General features: G+C 46.0%; 18 protein-coding genes and 1 pseudogene. 17 read left to right on the top strand and 2 right to left on the bottom strand.

From position 1 onward, the window contains the following. Nucleotides 1–5: 5 nt before the first annotated feature. The 10 genes and pseudogenes from AC506A_RS14555 (at nucleotide 6) to AC506A_RS14510 (ending at nucleotide 8232) form a co-directional block, all read left to right on the top strand. Nucleotides 6–902, top strand: a complete 897-nt coding sequence (locus tag AC506A_RS14555; protein ID WP_495461707.1) for a LysR family transcriptional regulator — start codon at nucleotides 6–8, stop codon at nucleotides 900–902. Further along, a complete protein-coding gene (locus AC506A_RS14550) occupies nucleotides 899–1648 on the top strand; it encodes an ABC transporter ATP-binding protein (protein WP_495461706.1) in 750 nt (249 codons plus the stop codon). The genes AC506A_RS14555 and AC506A_RS14550 overlap by 4 nt, the downstream gene beginning before the upstream one ends. Nucleotides 1649–1985: 337 nt before the next feature. Beyond that, complete coding sequence (locus tag AC506A_RS14545) at nucleotides 1986–3011, top strand: stalk domain-containing protein (protein ID WP_495461705.1); 1026 nt, start codon at nucleotides 1986–1988, stop codon at nucleotides 3009–3011. Nucleotides 3012–3165: 154 nt separating this feature from the next. Further along, on the top strand, nucleotides 3166–4098 hold the full coding sequence (locus AC506A_RS14540; protein WP_495461704.1) for a phosphotransferase family protein: 933 nt from the start codon (nucleotides 3166–3168) through the stop codon (nucleotides 4096–4098). Further along, nucleotides 4095–4703 carry a transglutaminase-like domain-containing protein gene (locus AC506A_RS14535; protein ID WP_495461703.1) on the top strand — a complete coding sequence of 203 codons (609 nt, stop codon included), beginning with the start codon at nucleotides 4095–4097 and terminating at the stop codon, nucleotides 4701–4703. Before AC506A_RS14540 ends, AC506A_RS14535 begins: the two co-directional genes overlap by 4 nt. Before the next feature lie 40 nt (nucleotides 4704–4743). Next, nucleotides 4744–5766, top strand: a complete 1023-nt coding sequence (locus AC506A_RS14530) for an aminoglycoside phosphotransferase family protein (RefSeq protein ID WP_495461702.1) — start codon at nucleotides 4744–4746, stop codon at nucleotides 5764–5766. Then, nucleotides 5763–6263 (top strand): NUDIX hydrolase, encoded by a 501-nt coding sequence (locus AC506A_RS14525; RefSeq protein ID WP_495461701.1) that lies wholly within the window; start codon nucleotides 5763–5765, stop codon nucleotides 6261–6263. The genes AC506A_RS14530 and AC506A_RS14525 overlap by 4 nt, the downstream gene beginning before the upstream one ends. Before the next feature lie 22 nt (nucleotides 6264–6285). Next, nucleotides 6286–6843: an AAA family ATPase gene (locus AC506A_RS14520; protein ID WP_495461700.1), complete on the top strand. Its 558-nt coding sequence runs from the start codon at nucleotides 6286–6288 to the stop codon at nucleotides 6841–6843. Nucleotides 6844–6864: 21 nt separating this feature from the next. Next, the gene (locus AC506A_RS14515; RefSeq protein WP_495461699.1) at nucleotides 6865–7671 is read left to right on the top strand and encodes a metallophosphoesterase; all 807 of its coding nucleotides are present in this window, start codon (nucleotides 6865–6867) and stop codon (nucleotides 7669–7671) included. 2 nt (nucleotides 7672–7673) lie between these two features. Next, a pseudogene (locus tag AC506A_RS14510) lies at nucleotides 7674–8232 on the top strand (histidine phosphatase family protein). A gap of 57 nt (nucleotides 8233–8289) precedes the next feature. Here AC506A_RS14510 and AC506A_RS14505 read toward each other — a convergent pair. Further along, complete coding sequence (locus tag AC506A_RS14505) at nucleotides 8290–9870, bottom strand: putative glycoside hydrolase (protein ID WP_495461698.1); 1581 nt, start codon at nucleotides 9868–9870, stop codon at nucleotides 8290–8292. 142 nt (nucleotides 9871–10012) lie between these two features. Here AC506A_RS14505 and AC506A_RS14500 point away from each other — a divergent pair, with 142 nt between their 5' ends. The 5 genes from AC506A_RS14500 to AC506A_RS14480 all read left to right on the top strand — a co-directional run bounded on the left by AC506A_RS14500 (nucleotide 10013) and on the right by AC506A_RS14480 (nucleotide 14213). Next, a complete protein-coding gene (locus AC506A_RS14500) occupies nucleotides 10013–10579 on the top strand; it encodes a GNAT family N-acetyltransferase (protein ID WP_495461697.1) in 567 nt (188 codons plus the stop codon). Nucleotides 10580–10629: 50 nt separating this feature from the next. Continuing rightward, a complete protein-coding gene (locus AC506A_RS14495) occupies nucleotides 10630–11109 on the top strand; it encodes an NUDIX hydrolase (RefSeq protein ID WP_495461696.1) in 480 nt (159 codons plus the stop codon). A gap of 73 nt (nucleotides 11110–11182) precedes the next feature. Next, complete coding sequence (locus AC506A_RS14490) at nucleotides 11183–12304, top strand: Gfo/Idh/MocA family protein (protein WP_495461695.1); 1122 nt, start codon at nucleotides 11183–11185, stop codon at nucleotides 12302–12304. A gap of 58 nt (nucleotides 12305–12362) precedes the next feature. Further along, the gene (locus tag AC506A_RS14485; RefSeq protein ID WP_495461694.1) at nucleotides 12363–13490 is read left to right on the top strand and encodes a hypothetical protein; all 1128 of its coding nucleotides are present in this window, start codon (nucleotides 12363–12365) and stop codon (nucleotides 13488–13490) included. A 117-nt stretch (nucleotides 13491–13607) separates the two neighbouring features. Next, a complete protein-coding gene (locus AC506A_RS14480) occupies nucleotides 13608–14213 on the top strand; it encodes a pentapeptide repeat-containing protein (RefSeq protein ID WP_495461693.1) in 606 nt (201 codons plus the stop codon). A 336-nt stretch (nucleotides 14214–14549) separates the two neighbouring features. Here AC506A_RS14480 and AC506A_RS14475 read toward each other — a convergent pair whose 3' ends face one another. Then, nucleotides 14550–14948 carry a LytA/YqiH family protein gene (locus AC506A_RS14475; RefSeq protein ID WP_495461692.1) on the bottom strand — a complete coding sequence of 133 codons (399 nt, stop codon included), beginning with the start codon at nucleotides 14946–14948 and terminating at the stop codon, nucleotides 14550–14552. 159 nt (nucleotides 14949–15107) lie between these two features. On the opposite strand from AC506A_RS14475, the gene AC506A_RS14470 reads away from it, so the two are divergent. Continuing rightward, nucleotides 15108–15686, top strand: a complete 579-nt coding sequence (locus tag AC506A_RS14470; RefSeq protein WP_495461691.1) for an LURP-one-related family protein — start codon at nucleotides 15108–15110, stop codon at nucleotides 15684–15686. 20 nt (nucleotides 15687–15706) lie between these two features. Continuing rightward, nucleotides 15707–16240, top strand: coding sequence for a P-loop nucleotide/nucleoside kinase family protein (locus tag AC506A_RS14465; RefSeq protein WP_495461690.1), 534 nt, complete (start codon nucleotides 15707–15709; stop codon nucleotides 16238–16240). Nucleotides 16241–16347 lie beyond the last annotated feature (107 nt).

Raw genomic sequence — 16347 nt, 5'->3', positions numbered from 1 at the left:
ACACTATGGAACTTCTTCAATTGCAATATTTTCTCGAGGTAGCAAGGCAGGAGCATGTGACTGAAGCTGCACGAAGTCTGCATGTTACGCAATCGTCGCTAAGCAAAACGATCCAACGTCTGGAGGAGGATCTAGGCGCCCCGCTTTTTAACCGAACAGGGAGAAAGCTGAGATTGAATGAATTCGGAAGCAGATTCCTTCGCCGAGCGGAGCGGGCTTTGTTTGAATTGGAACAGGGGAGACAGGAGATTAGGGATTTGTCCAGCCCCGAGCATGGCACTCTTGAGTTGGCGGTGACTACCGCAAGTACATTGCCTAGTATTCTGCGAGAGTTTCGGAAGAAACGGCCTCATATCCATTTTCATGTGCAGATGGTTAGCGAACAGAAGATGGTTACGCTTCTTCACAGAGGAGAGGTGGATTTTGGCTTAACATCGCCTCCTATACAGGAGGATGACATTGAGAACCAGACCGTCTTCATTGATCCAATCCTTTTAGCAGTTCCAAAGGGGCATAGGCTGGCAAACCGAAGCAGCATATCCTTGACAGAACTAAGAGATGAATGGTTTGTCGGTGTAATGAAAGGCTACGGTGTTCGCGATTTCGTGGACGCTTTATGCCAATTGGCCGGATTTGCACCTAAGTATGTGTATGAGGGCGATGAACCCGCAAGGCTAAGTGATCTTGTAGAAGCCGAAATCGGGTTAGCTTTCATCCCAAGCACGGCAAGACATTCGCGGGAACATATCCACTATCTCCAAATAGAGAATCATGACTTGGTACGGGAGATCGCATTGTTATGGAACAAAAGCCGTTACATATCTCGAGCGGCTCAGGAGTTCCGTGAGGTTGTTGTGGAATATTTCGAGGAGTTGTCCCATGAGGGGAGTGGAAACTCTTGAAGTTACTTATTGAGAATTTAAACTATGGCGCGACTCCAACGCTTTTCCATAGCTATTCAATGATTGACCGTATCAGAAATTTCAACCTGCTTATTGAGTCTGGCAAAATATACGGATTAGTCGGGTCAATTGGTTCGGGAGGGTGGTTACTAAGCCATCTGCTCACAGGAAGAGACCCGTTGTTTTCTCAAGTCAGGATAAAGGAATATCATTCTCAAATTACAATTGACGGGATACCGGCCAATAATGAACAACTTAAACACATTTCTTGTTATATCGGTGAAGGTGTCTCAGAAATTCCATATAAAAAATATAAGTCATTCCCATCATCAAAGTTAACTTGGAAACTAAGAAAGATAAGAACAGTAGCGGATCAAATTCGAGAAGGGATTGCACGGAGCTCGAATCCCTTGTCCCTTACGGATATTGCGGATCTATTTGAACTAACTGGAATCGATGAGTCTTCAGGCCGGATGAATAGACCGCTTGAATTTAATAGTGGTGAACGATGGAGAGCCTCTTTGGCGATAGGTTTTGCATTTCAGAAAAAATTATATTGTGCACCATGGTTAGAACCCTACGGTATTGATCACATATTGAGTGAATATAACCATAGATATTTAAAGATACTTCAGCATGCCGGAGCGTCAATCCTACTACCTGTCAGTAACGAGAAGTATGTTGCCAGAATCGCGGACGAAATTGTCCCTCTAAATGATACTTCCCTTTCATTTACATATAGTTGAGGATAATGGCTAACGGTTGTCAGCGTGCCTATTCCATGAAATGAACGACTTCTAGAATTCTAACGGTTGTGAGCATCGTTATTCGCTACATAATGGTTGATATCTCTCGGAAAATGTCCAAATAAGCTCTGTGGCAACCGTAAGCAAATAAAAACGGGCTTTTTAGGCTATATAACCACTGTCACAACCGTTACAGGTCGGAAGATAGTTCTAATGCAGTCCCTTTTTTCATTAGAATAAGTTCATAAACCAGTCCAGACCAGAACAAATCACCCCCTTTCCGCGTCTAGTAATTACATCAGAAGGAAAGGATGTCATTGAATTGGGAAATAATACCATGAAAAGTATGACGATCATGTCGTTAATTGTACTGATGGCGACGATGATTCAAGCTAATAGCGTGTATGCTGCAGAAGAACAATCGCCTGGCTTGTTGCTGGATGGAAAACCGCTGCTATTTCCTGTTCAGCCTGTGATCGAGAATGGGGTCAGCTATGTTCCTTTACGTCCGATATTCGAGGCACAAGGAGCTAAAGTTAGCTGGGACGAGCTTAGACATACAGTAACAGCAACGAAAGATAGTAATCTCATCACCTATCAAATGGGTGACCCGTTTGCCTATAAGAATCACGACAAGCTGACGCTTCCCGTACCCGGTAAAATAATCAATGGCTCTTCCATGGTACCGCTGCGGTTCATTAGCGAAATGCTGGGCAATGTCGTTAAGTGGCATGCCTACTCGCATACGATCACGATATCCTCTGCCAATACCTATGAAACAGAGATTACATACGGCGTAAATCTTCGGACAGTACCGAATTCAGCCGAGGAAACGCCTGTTGTCCGGATGCTGCCAAAAGGCCAGCGGATTCATGTCATTCGTGAAATCGATGCGAATTGGCTGGAGGTTCAGACGGATGACAAGACGATCGGATTTATTTCAGCTAAACCGAAATACACCAACTATTCGAGCCCGAGCTTGACCATGATGCAGGCAGATGAAATTATCGCTTTCGGTTCCACATACTTCGGCACGCATTATGAATTTGGTGCGTCTCCTAACCAAACAAACACCTTTGATTGCTCTTCTTTCGTCAAGCATGTGTTTGACCAGGTGCTCTCCGTAGAACTGCCACGTCTCTCTTACGACCAAGCGAAGGAAGGGAAAGAAATTAAAGTGGAAGATTTGCGAAAAGGAGACTTAATGTTCTTTAGCGCACGCGGACTCGATATCGGACACGTAGGCATTTATGCCGGGGATGGCAACATTCTTCACACCTATTCGGACAAGCTTGGCGTCCATATCGAAGCCTTTGATGGACAATGGAAGGATCGATTTGTTACAGCAAGGCGATTATTTTGAGATCAGAAACTATTCGTTTACATGGGAACAAATGCACGATAATCTAATAATTGTAAAGCAATGAAAAGGCAGCGATCGCTAAGATCAGCTGCTTTTGCTAGCTAATAGGCGAATTGCTAATGGCAGATGAACATTTCACGAGAGGAGCGTCCCGATGCAAATTACCGAGGTTCTATCATATATTCCGCAACTGCAGAAAGCGACGGCGGTTTCTCAGATTCATAAAGGCTTCTCTTATGACGGGAAATATCTCGTTTACGAGCACCGTGACGACAAGCCGGCTTATGTCCTTCGTACTGCGACTTTCAATCAGACCGAACACAAACGCCGCGAGTTTGAAGCAGTAGGCCTAATACATAGTCTAGGCGTCCGAACTTCTGAGCCCGTTGCATTCGGTTCGATAGAATCTCTTGATGTGTGCTATATGGTTTTGCGGTATGTCGAGGGAGAAGATGCGCTCGAAGGGCTGCCCCTGATGACGGATGACCAACAGTACAACGTAGGCGTAGAAGCTGGGCGGGAACTGCTTATGATGCACGAAGTGGAAGCACCGGCGGACATGGAAGCGTGGTCCACTCATAGGGCTGCGAAGCATAAACGCCATATGGCAGAATATTTCCGCTGTGGGGTCAAGCTTCCTGAGGAGGAGGCAGTAATTGCTTTTATCGAAAAGAAATTACCGCTGCTTGATGGACGTCCGAACCGGTTTCAGCATGACGACTTTCATCCTGCCAATCTGCTCGTCCATAATGGGGCGTATGTTGCGGCGATCGATTTCAATCGTTACGACTGGGGAGACCCGTATCATGATTTTTTGAAAATCGCTTACTTTAGCCGTGAGATCAGCATTCCGTTCTCGATTGGGCAAATCGATGGGTATTTCGGCGGGAAGATTCCGGATGATTTCTGGAACCTCTATGCGCTGTATTCGGCTATGACTATATTTGGAACGATAACATGGACGCTCAAGGTCGTGCCGGAGCAGCTCGATTCGATGATGGACCGTATTCGTATTTTGCTGGACGATCACAACAATTTTGAAAGTGCCGTACCTAGTTGGTATAAACAAGGCGGTGACCTTAGATGAACATGATTCCCGAGTCGAACGACATAGAAGAATATGTATTGGAAACAGATGAAGTGGATTTTAATCATCACGCTATTCAAGAGAAAGCTTCCGAACTATTCTCCGCATCATCAAGTGAAGAGGACTTTGTGAGAAGGGCTTATGCATTTGTCAGAGATGAAATCTCGCATTCATGGGATATTCTAAGCTCACGCATTACATGCAAAGCCTCGGAAGTGCTTCTTTACCAAGAAGGCATATGTTATGCGAAGTCCAATTTACTTTGCGCGCTGCTAAGGAGCAAGAGAGTTCCGACTGGATTTTGTTATCAGCGTCTTACTTTAGGCGATACGCCAGATACGGGGTACTGCATTCATGCCTTAAACGCTGTCTATTTAACTTCCATAGAGAGATGGATTCGCTTAGATGCTCGAGGTAATAAGGCCGGAATCCATGCTGAATTTGCTTTAGATGAGGAGAGGTTGGCTTTTGCCATACGGACAGAATATGACGAAGTGAATTATTCAACCATCTATATAGCTCCGAACCCGAAAACGATGGAAACATTAAAGAAACATACGGATTGCAAAGCGATGTATCTGCATGGACTACCATGCGAATTGTAGGCTATTCGAAGCAAATCAGCCGACTTTGGAGGGTCCTATCGTGACAGATGTAACACTCAATTGGCAATTCGAGAAACTGTGCATGCTATTGCAACTGGGAGAGTTGATCGGCCCGCCGGTATCGGTGGCAGGCGGGCTGTTACATCGAATGTATGCACTTGAAACAACAACGGGGAAGTATGCCATTAAAGCTTTAAACCCGCAAATCATGCTGCGACCTACCGCGATGCAAAATATGATCCATTCCGAAATGATTGCTGCGATCGCAGCCAATAAGGTACCTGCACTTCCGGCCAAGCTATTTAACGGTAATTCAGTGCAACAAGTAGATGATCAATACTACCTCGTATTCGACTGGGTAGAGGGAAGAAGTCTGAAGCCGCATGAAATTAGAATAGCTCATTGTGTACGAATAGGTGAGATTCTCGCAGATATTCATAGGACGGACTTCGCTTCAATAGGCCTCGAAGGGAATGGGATCGTCGGCGGTGTGCGAGAGACGGATTGGAATTACTACGTAGAGCTAGGCGTGATCAATCAGTCGGAGTGGGTTAGTTTGGCGAAGGAAACCGTGAAGCAGCTCTACGACTGGAACGCGAAAGCGAACCATGCTGCGCAGTGGCTGGCAGCAAGCACAGTTATTAGCCATTGCGACTTAGATGCCAAGAATGTGTTATGGAATGGAGACGCACCAATTCTTATAGATTGGGAAGCCTCGGGACCGATAAACCCTATGCAAAATGTAATCGAGACAGCTATCTATTGGTCCGCGGATGAAGATGGAACTCTGGATCGCGATAAGTTCCTGGCATTCTTAAGGGGATATAAGAAGATGGGCGGGATCCTTGAGGCGAATTGGAAAGTCGTGTTAGATCATGGTTTTGCAGGAGTGCTTGGCTGGCTGGAATATAACTTCAAACGGTCATTATGGCTGGAGTGTACGGATGAGCAAGAGCAGCAGATGGGGACGGAGCAAGTGATTGGAACGATTAACTCCTTAAGGCGTTATGCGGAGCAACAAGCTGAGATTGAAGGTTGGTTGATCGAGGAGGATGGGTTATGAATAACAAGCTCGGAATGATGATTACTTACGAAGTCGGTACAGATAAATTTCAATATAGGGCTGCTTGTGTGGTGATTCATAATAATAAGGTTCTCATGCAGCGTGCTGAAGATAACCATCTATGGTTTATACCGGGTGGACGAGTTGAATTCGGAGAAAGTGCTGAACGAACAATAGAGCGCGAAATGGTAGAAGAATTTGGAGTAACAATAGCGGATAAGCAGCTGATATGGATTGTTGAGAACTTTATTCAATTTCCCGAACAACGAGTTCACGAAATCGGAATGTTCTTTCTTGTGAAGTTTCCAGCAGACCATTCGATCTATCAATTTGAAGGTGAATTCCGAGGCTGTGAGGACGGTTTCCTAAATAAATGGGTAGACATGGGCGAGCTGGATCACCACAAGATCGTTCCTGAATTTGTAGTACCTGAACTTAGAGCATTAGAAGGTAATGGTGGAATTAAGCATGTATTAAACAGAGGTGTCAGAGTTTAGAAGTGAATAGGAGTGAAACATAATGAAGCTGGTTCTAGTATTCGGGCCGATGGCAGTGGGGAAAATGACCGTTGGACAGGAGTTAGAGAAGATCACGGAGTTGAAGCTATTTCATAACCATATGACGATCGAGTTGCTCGTTCCGTTACTGGGATTTACGCCAGAGATGTGGGAACTGACTAATCTATTTCGTCAGAAGATATTCGAAACAGTCGCCAAGAGTGACGCGTATGGATTGATCTTCACGCATGTATGGGCTTTTGATCAGCAAGCGGATTGGGATTATGTGAAGAATGTCGGCGGAATTTTTGAGAGAGAAGGCGGAGAAGTTTACTTAGTTGAACTTGAGGCTGATATGGAAGAGAGAATTGAGCGTAATAAGACGCCTCATCGACTGGAGCACAAGCCTTCCAAACGAAACGTGGAACAATCCGAGCAGAGAATGAGAATCGCAATGGAACAGCATCGATTGAACTCATTGGACGGAGAGATTGAACATAAGAATTATATGAAAATCAACAATACAAACTTGAGTCCAGAGGAAGTTGCTGAGAGGATTAGAGTGACATTTCTTTTATAGTTGCAGAAAGGGTACTTCATAATGATCGTAGCAGGATTAGCAGTTGTACTGATTTGCCTCATTATTATCATTCAGACTTATTGGGTGAAGTACTCCCATCAACAAATTGGCAGTCATTCGGAATCAAAGCTTACCTTTGTTCATTTGTCTGACCTTCATGGACGGACCCGATTCATCAATGGCTCATTGAGTCAGAAAGTGAATCGTATGAAGCCGGATATCGTCTTTATTACCGGAGACTTAGTTTCAAGGCAGAGACAATTAGCTGCAGTACTAAAGGAGATTCAGAGGATAGAATGTCCTCAGCTATTCTTTGTTCCAGGCAATTACGAGCGTGAATGTATGGAAGGATTCCGTAAAAGACCCTACACGGACCAAGAGTATGAGCTAATTATCCAAGCCCTTCAGAATCGGAACATAGCTGTGCTATCCAATCGGGGTACCACAGTAGCTATGAAGGATCAGCAATATCTCATCTACGGATTCGATAACTCCATTTATGGCAACGAACGTATGACCATGAGCATGGAGGAGCTGATGAGCAGCCCCTGCATAATCTTGCTCGCACATTCACCAAGCATCATAAAGTTAATCCAAGAACAACAGCTTCCTTACGATCTTTTGCTAGTCGGGCATACTCATGGCGGTCAGATCAGATTCCTGAATCGTACAGTTGGAGCTTACAAAGATTATCATATTGGTCTCAAACGAGTAGACGGGCGTAGGAATTTCTTCATTAACCGAGGATTAGGAACGGTGAAGCTTCCCATACGTGTAGCTTGTTCGCCGGAGATCACTGTTTTTCATATTGGACAAGGAGGGGGATAAACATGACTACAATCGGGCTTATCAGACATGGAGTAACGGATTGGAACGTGCTTGGGAAGGCTCAGGGAATATCCGATATTCCGCTTAACGAAGCCGGACTAAACCAAGCGCAGGCTTTCGGGTGAAAGTTGGGACATCATCATCTCCAGCACACTAACCAGAGCGAAGCAAACCGCAGAGGCAATACGCAGCTCGTTAGGGATCAACAGCTTAATAACGGAAGAACGAATTAGAGAGATTAATTGCGGTCAGATCGAAGGAACCACAGAAGAAGAACGGGTTGCAAAATGGGGCGACAATTGGAGCTCACTTGAACTAGGCATCGAAGCGTTCGATGACGTGGCGAAGCGGGGAGCAGCGTTCATCGAAGAAGTTGCAGCTAAGTACAGGGATAAGAGAATATTAATCGTTAGCCACGGAGCGTTGATCGGGTTATCTCTGCAGCGACTAATGCCACAGCGATTTGCATCTACATACATCGATAATACTTCCTTGACTATCATCGCTAATCACACTGATGAGTGGGAGTGCACTCTCTTCAACTGCACGAAGCATCTCTAAAGAGCTATGCTCTCCCAAAAGAATAACCCCGCTCGAATTCGAACGGGGCTTTGCCAACTAAGGGGTATAGTTAACGCCAGCGGTATATTTATTACCGGCATTCCACAGGAGGTATTCATGAATGCCTGAGTCGTGTAATGCTTGAATTTGCGCATCCACCTGCTCTTTGCCGTAATGGACATAGCTTCCTTTTGCCAGCCAAGAGGCAGTAAAGTCTTGTATCCACGGCCGTGAGATCGGAGGGGATTCGAGCGCACTAAGCTTCTCCTTCTCGCGTTTGGCATACTCCTGGACAAGTCGGTACGGCTCGATATCCGGATGCTTAATGCCGAAATAGCCATCACTCCAGTGGCTCGGATAAATCATCGAGGAGATGACGTCGACATTCTCCGATATGCGGCTAAAGTTCTGCCCAATACCGGGAGCTTCGGGCAGCGTCGCGGAATAGCCGAAGATATCGACCGACACTTTAACCCCATATGGCTTTAACTGCTCCTTCGCAAAATGAACAAAGTCCGTAATGGCATCGACGCGCAGCTGGGTAAAACGTGCTTTCTCGCTGAAGTCCGGCGATTTCGGCAAGGTTTTCTTATAATCGCTAAGCGCCTTTTGGGCGGCATCGAGCGCTTTCTTGTTGTCATCGGTTTTGTCACCGTTATAAGTCGTAGTAGCTGTATCATAAGCACTCTGCAGCGGTGGGAGACCCGCCTCATAAGCAGCCTTTTCTTCTGCATAAGCTTTCTCTTCCTCAATGAATTTGGTTGGCTTCTTATCTTTGTACTCCCCCATAGAGTAGGAAAGGACCTTATCTTTCTTCTCAAATCCTTCAGGAAATCGCACATAGTCGAATTGAATTTCCTGAAACCCAAGCTTAGCAGCTAGAATAGCCACATCCACGTTATATTGCCAGTTTGATTTTAAGAACGGATTGATAAAACCATCGCCATTCCCGTTGCGCCACACTTTGCCGTCCAGCTCGTAAGAGAGCTCTGGATGTTTCTTAGCGAGGACAGTGTCTTTGAAGGCTACAATACGCGCGATCGGATAGATGTTGTGATCGTGCAAGGTTTTGACAATGGCATCAGGATCTCGCATATAGGCTTGCCCGTTTGCGTTTAATTCCCCTTCAGGTTTGAAGGTGATATAACCATCGTCGTCTTTAATATCGATAACCATGGCATTCAGATCGGTGTCATCTACAAGCTTCAGCAATGACTTCATGCGCTCGCCGCCGGCTGACCATCCCGTAACATAGATACCTCGCACTGCATCGGGATACTCAAAGACATAGGGCGATTGGAAGGTCGGGGTCGGATCTGGATCTGGCGTAGGCGTGGTAGAAGGATCGTCTGATGGAGTCGTTGATGGATCATCTGTAGGCGTGGTAGATGGATCATTGGAGGGACTGGTCGTTGGCTCATTGGCAGGTGTAGATGACGGATCATTATCAGGCGTAACGGAAGGCGTGTCTGTCGTGTTGTCAGAAGGACTTGTCGTAGGTTCGTTGGTGGTGTTGGGAGTTGTGCTTGATGCTGTGTTCGCACTTGGCGGATCCTTTTCCGTAGATGAATCCGAGGTGCAGGCGGACGTAGACAACAACAGTGCGCACAACAAGCTTGCAGCAATGTGTTTTTTCACAGCAGGTGCACTCCTTTGTAATTCATGTGGCGTCCTTACCTAAACTATATGGCATTTGCTGTATAGCAATGCTTCGTTAAACGTAATCAATCAAATAAATGGAGGGATCAATCGTTATGAGTGTAATAGGACGTGGTTCAATATGAATGGCGCACCTTTAATCCAGGGGTTCAAGGTGAAGCTGAGGCAGCCGATTGAGACGGATAGTATCGACCGCTTCCAGTGCGGAAGAAACAAGGAGCTTATTAGGATGTATGGCGGAGATACCAGAGATATTCAGCCTCTCACAATGGAAGAAGCCGTGCAGTTTGTCGAACGGATAAAAGCAAATAAACTCGAATGGTGCGTGGAATATCAAGGCCGATGTGTAGGGCAGGCGAGACTTAGCGTCGACGAAGATAATTGCAGTGCGCGGTATGCGGTCGGGTTATTTAATAGCTCGGTTTGGGGGAAGGGGCTTGGCACTGAAATCACTCAATTAGTACTTCAATATGCCTTCGAGGAATTAAAACTGCACCGAGTAGATCTGAAAGTTCTAGCCTATAATCACAGAGCCATAGCGTGTTATGAGAAGTGTGGATTTAGGCAAGAAGGTATTGAGCGCGAAGGCGCATTGATCGATGGCCAATTCGAGAGCGATGTGTTAATGAGCATTTTAGATCGAGAATATGTGGCTATACGGGATACTTGTACCGATCCTACTAGCTAGCTGTTCGACAGATAATGAATCTCAAGGTAAAGTAGGGAGCTGAGAATCGCATGTTTTTCGTAAATTCTCGTGCAATCATAGAACGAACTTTAAATGGAGTAATCGAAATCGTAGTTCAGACAAGGAGTAAACCCGGCGGACCTGAGCGGATCGAGCTTCCCGGAGGGAGAATCGAGCCGTATGAATCATTCGTACAAGCCCTTATTAGAGAAGTAAAAGAAGAGACCGGATTGGATGTAGTGGAAATTGAAGGCGAGCAAACGAGGATTGATACTGTGGGTATCGATCCGAACTTTGAAGTGGAATGCATACAACCGTTCGCGGTATACCAGACCATTAAAGGCCCTTTTGATTCAGTTGGAGCGTACTTCCGCTGCAAAGTACAGGGGGAATTATTGCTAGCCGGTGACGAAACAAAGAACCCAAGATGGATTGCAGTAGATCAATTGAGAGAGCTAATGAAGGATGACCCTCTACAATTCTCTGATGTCGACCGAGCAGGGATCATATTTTACTTGAAATCCAGCTAGTGCAGTTCATACATAGTCCTTTTTCACTTGCATATATTGGAAGCGGTGTGAGCTTATGTGGAGGTGGATAGGGATGACGCTGCGGGCAGTTGTGATTGGAGCCGGTTGGGCTGGGGAAGGTCATACCGTAGGATTGAGAAGTGCAGGCGTTGAAGTAGTCGCAATCTGTGCTAGAAATGCCGCTGTCGTAAAAGAGGTTGCAGAGAGGCTCCATGTTCCCGTGGCCTCCACGGATTGGCGAGCTGCATTACGTGAATTGAAGCCTGATATCATTTCGCTTGCGACACCTGCTTCGCTGCGAGAGGATGTTGTTCTTGAGGCTATCGCTCAAGGAGCACACATTGTGTGTGAGAAGCCCCTCGCAATATCTACAGCTGAAGCCAAACGCATCCTGGATGCGTTTGAAGGCACCGGTATTAAGCATGCTTACGCAGCAACTCAAGCCTATGATCCTTCTACCTCTTGGATTCAAGAGCTTGTTCGTACGGATGCTATCGGACGTATAAAGGCGGTAGAAATGAGTGCCTTTGTTCCCTTATTTCATCCGAATACGCCTTGGAATTGGTCATGTGATCTCTCACTTGGCGGCGGAGCATTGAACAATGGATTCTCGCATCTTCTTGGGATTCTGACAAAGGTGTTCGGCAGTGATCCCATCCGCGTAATGGGAGAAGCGCGACTCGGTAGAGAGAAGGCCCCTGTTCTTGGCGAGTTTCATGATCATCGGCAATCCTTTATGATTCCGAGTACGGAGGAAGTTGCTGCTGCCGAATGGAAATCGGTCGATGCAGAAACAGCCTTTAATGTCATCATGGAATATCGTTCTCCATCAGGAGATCGCTTTCCTTGCGTTATTCAGTTAGACTGCATGGTGCCATTCTCTCCTACACCTCCGTATTTTCGAATCTACGGCGAGAGAGGAACGATAGATGCAATAGGTTTCTTTGGTTATGATGTAAGCATCGTTGGCCCTGAGGGAACGATTTCCAAACCGCTGCCGGAACGATTCATGGAAGGATATCCGGATACGGGGAATGGTGAACAGAATAAATGGAATGTATTTTTCCGGGACTTTGTTGCCGATATCAAGGGTGAGACTCATCAAGCCTATCCCACATTCCGAGAGGGATATCGCGATCAACGTATAATTGAAGCGATTCGTGCGGGGAAAGGCTGGACCTCTATTACGATGTAACCTTGCAGCGGTCATCATCGTCTAATATGGCAAAAGATGCTGCGAGGGGACCTGTATTATGAGGATGAGCAATAGATATAACATGGCTATTAGCTCCGTGCTAGTACTGCTGCTATTGGTTATAACCGGATGCGGGGCGGCAAGTCCGAAGCCCGGCGATTTAGTCAAAGGCTTAGCCAAAGGTGATTCATTTCAACCATTGGAGAAGCGGGAATTAGCAGGCTGGCAAGGTGCCCTTGACGGGGACAGGGTGGTCACAAGAGACAGGAGCGGATTGACGGTAACCGACCTAGCCGCGAATAAACAACTGGCCTCGATCTCGATTAAAGATGATGCGGGCTTCGATATTTCGGGTAACTTCGTGGTGTGGTCGGACCTGCGGAACGAGAAAACGCCCCTCGGGGAATTGGGCAGCTACGATGCTTCTAATGCCGATATCTTTCTCTATGATCTGTCCACTGGAGAGGAGCGTCAACTGACAAAGGACCCATCGGCGCAGATCAACCCGAAGATATGGGAGAACTACATCGTTTGGATGGATAATGCCAGCGACGCGATCAAAGAGTACCCCTCTCATTGGCAGCTTGTCTTGTACAATATGGAGACAGGTGAGCAGAAGACGATTACATCAGAGAGCGGCGGCCACACGAATCCGGATATTGATGCCGGGAACGTTGTTTGGGAGAATGGGCATCGTGTGACGAAAAGGGTGCTGCGAGCAGGAGAGAATGTGCCGGAGAATAACACGGACATCTATCTATATCGGATCGAAACCGGCAAAACCATTCCCATTGCTGCAGAAGACTACAAGGAAGGACGTCCGCAAGTATCGGGCAGCCTTGTAACTTGGGAGGTTTTTAACGATTCCTACGCAGGAGATGTTTTCGTCCATGACATTGGTACAGGAGTAACAACCCAAGTGACCCATTTGGATGCGGCTCAAAGGACCCCCGTCATTTACGGTCATTTTGTCGCCTGGATGGATGAACGAAACGGTTCCTCCACGCATGATGTCGGAGCTGAATCCCACAACTCGGACATTTACCTAGGAGATCTGGACAAGGACACCGAAACCGTAGTATCGGGAGAAGGGCCGCAGATTAATCCACTCATTTCTGAGCATTGGATCGTGTATGGGCGGTCATCGGATGCAGAGGCCGTGCTTACTGCTGTCCGTTACAGATGAAGAAAAAATAATAGGCTTGACTAATAAGAGGGAACAGACAGGGACTTGACTTCCGTATGCTATAGTAAAAAGGTGATTTTACGATGAGAGACAATACGTAGTTTACGGAGGCACCTCATGTTCCAGTATAGTAATCAGCAATATGCAGGAGTGAAATTTGGCTCACAAGATTTAAGGTATGGTGAGCTAATAAGTTGTACGTTTGATCGATGCTCGTTTGCCAATGGATCATTGAATGAGATTATATCGAGTAACTGCCGGTTTATGGAGTGTGATTTTCGCGGAGCCTTGTTAAATGGATCCATTCATAATGAAACTGCGTTTGAGAATTGCAGCTTTAACGGAGCTAACCTGTTTGTATCGAAATTCGAATCCTGCAAAATGACAGGTTCGGATTTCTCGGGCGCCACTATGGATGGGATCTCTATTATCAAAGGGGACTGGTCCTATACGAATTTGAGACACGTCACATTAGTAAGACAGGATTTACGCGGGGTTAAATTCTATGAAGCCGACCTGTCAGGAGCCAATTTAGAAAAGGCCGACTTAAGAGATTCGGACCTAACAATGGCGATACTGGCCAAAGCGAAGCTGCAAGGCGCGGATGTAAGAGGGGCCAAGATGGAAGGCGTGGATTTCAAATCACTCACCATTACAGGATTGAGAATGGATCGGGAGCAAACGGTATTGTTTTCGCTATCACATGGTGCCAAAGTAGGTTGAAGAGCATTATGGTTCATGAACAAAACTTTAACGGTTGTCAGCGTGGCTATTTGATGAAAATAAACTTTTTTGAAAGTCTAACGGTTGTGACAGTCGTTATTTGCAGCAAATGGGTCGATTCCCAGTGGAAAACGACCAAATAAGCTCGCTGGCAACCGTTAAAATTTAAAAAGGTTAAATGTATACCAAATAACCACTGTCACAACCGTTAGAGTTGGAATATGCGACCAAGCATGCGCTCATTGCGAAATTTGCTCTCGTGCCACTCCGAGAGCTAATAAACTGGGGACCGTGGAGAAGCGCTCCACGGTCCCTTTTTGATGGTTCATAACATGCTTACTCTTTATCGATTTTGGTGATGGTGTCTTCCTTGTACTCAAACTTCACATTCGTACCTTTGTCCCACTTGGATACCGTATCGGCAATCTCACTGCTGACCTTATAGGAGACCGCCCCGACACCGGTTTCGATTTCAATGGTCTTGTCGTCATTAACTCCGTTGAATATACCGGACATTACAGCAGGCGCTTCTTCCGTCGTAACCGTTTCGCCTGCTGATGAGCCATTGTTTGCGGCAGCCGAATCCGTTGACGCGGAGTTGTTACCAGCGGCTGCGGAATTCGTTGCCGAAGCGTTCTCACCGGAATTGTTGTTGTTGCTGCACGCCGTTCCAATAATTGTAAGGGAGAGGGCGACAGCAAGGATAGGCAGGTATTTTGCGATTTTGTTTTTCATGATTTTCACCTCCGAAAGGGTTAAACGTCCGAACGGTAGGGAAGTTTCGATAAATGATTGTTAAGGTTATGTAAATCGCGTCGAATTAACCATATACCCGAAAATATCAATAGCTGATACAATCAGTGAGAGTATGTACATCCCATAGGAGGCGAAGACTTGAATCCGAAATTCAAACATCACAAATACGTGGTTAGAAAACAGATCCTTTCTCTAGTTGGCGCTAAAATTGATATTTTCGACATCGATGAGAAACCAGTGCTGTACTCGAAGATGAAAGCCTTTAAGCTAAAGGAAGACATCCGACTATACGGGGATGAAACGATGCGAGAAGAGTTGATCACCATTCAAGCGCGTAGCGTCATTGATTTTTCCTCAACCTTCGATGTAGTCGATGTCGAGACCGGGTTCAAGATCGGTTCTTTGCGACGTAAAGGGATGAAGTCGATCTTCAAGGATGAATGGGCGATTTTGAGTCCGAGTGAGACAGAGATTGGCTTGATTAAGGAAGATAATGCGTTGCTTGCGCTATTGCGAAGATTCCTGACGAATCTGATTCCTCAGCATTACAACATAGAGGTGAACGGGACCAAGGTTGGAGTGTTTAAACAAAATTTCAACCCGTTTGTCCAAAAGCTAAACCTTGATTTCTCCGTAGACCATGACGACAAGCTTGATCGCCGCTTGGGCCTCGCTGCCGCGGTGCTGCTTATCGCCGTCGAGGGTAGTCAGGGATAGAAACGTAACGGAGGCGTAATATGTTCTTTCTACAAATGTCTGGATTTCCGGGGTCTGGTAAATCAACGCTTGCCAGGGAAATTGCGAAGTTCACGAAAGCCGTAATTCTGGACCATGATATCGTGAAAACAGGATTATTGGAGGGACTGGGATTAGAGGAACTGGAGGTAGATCCCAAACGTGCTGGCGGAGTGGCTTATCATATAGAATGGACATTAGTTGATTTCTATCTCTCGCAAGGACATAGCGTTATACTAGATAGTCCGTGCTTGTACGAAGTGTTGGTTGAGAAAGGAACTGCATTGGCTACAAAACACAATGCGAAATACAAGTATGTTGAGTGCGTATTGCATGACATTCATGAACTTAACGATAGATTGAGAAACCGCGTGCGAATGATTACGCAAATTGGTCCAGTCGATATACCTGAAGAGAGCTGGCAAGATGTAATCAACAGAGCCAAAAAGCCGTCGCACTTGGAATGTATGAAAGTTAACACCGCACAACCCTTAGACGATTACATTGGTGATGTTCTGCTATATATTAATCAATAATAAGAAGAGACGGCTGCCATCATTGGCTGCCGTTTTCTCATTTAACGGGCTGAATACTTAAATCACTTTATTAGTACATATAGTAAAAATATCCATTTGATATGTAC

Source organism: Paenibacillus sp. N22P23 (assembly GCF_059383735.1).
Note: the sequence above shows the minus strand (reverse complement) of the source record. Positions and strands in the feature narration are given on the sequence as shown.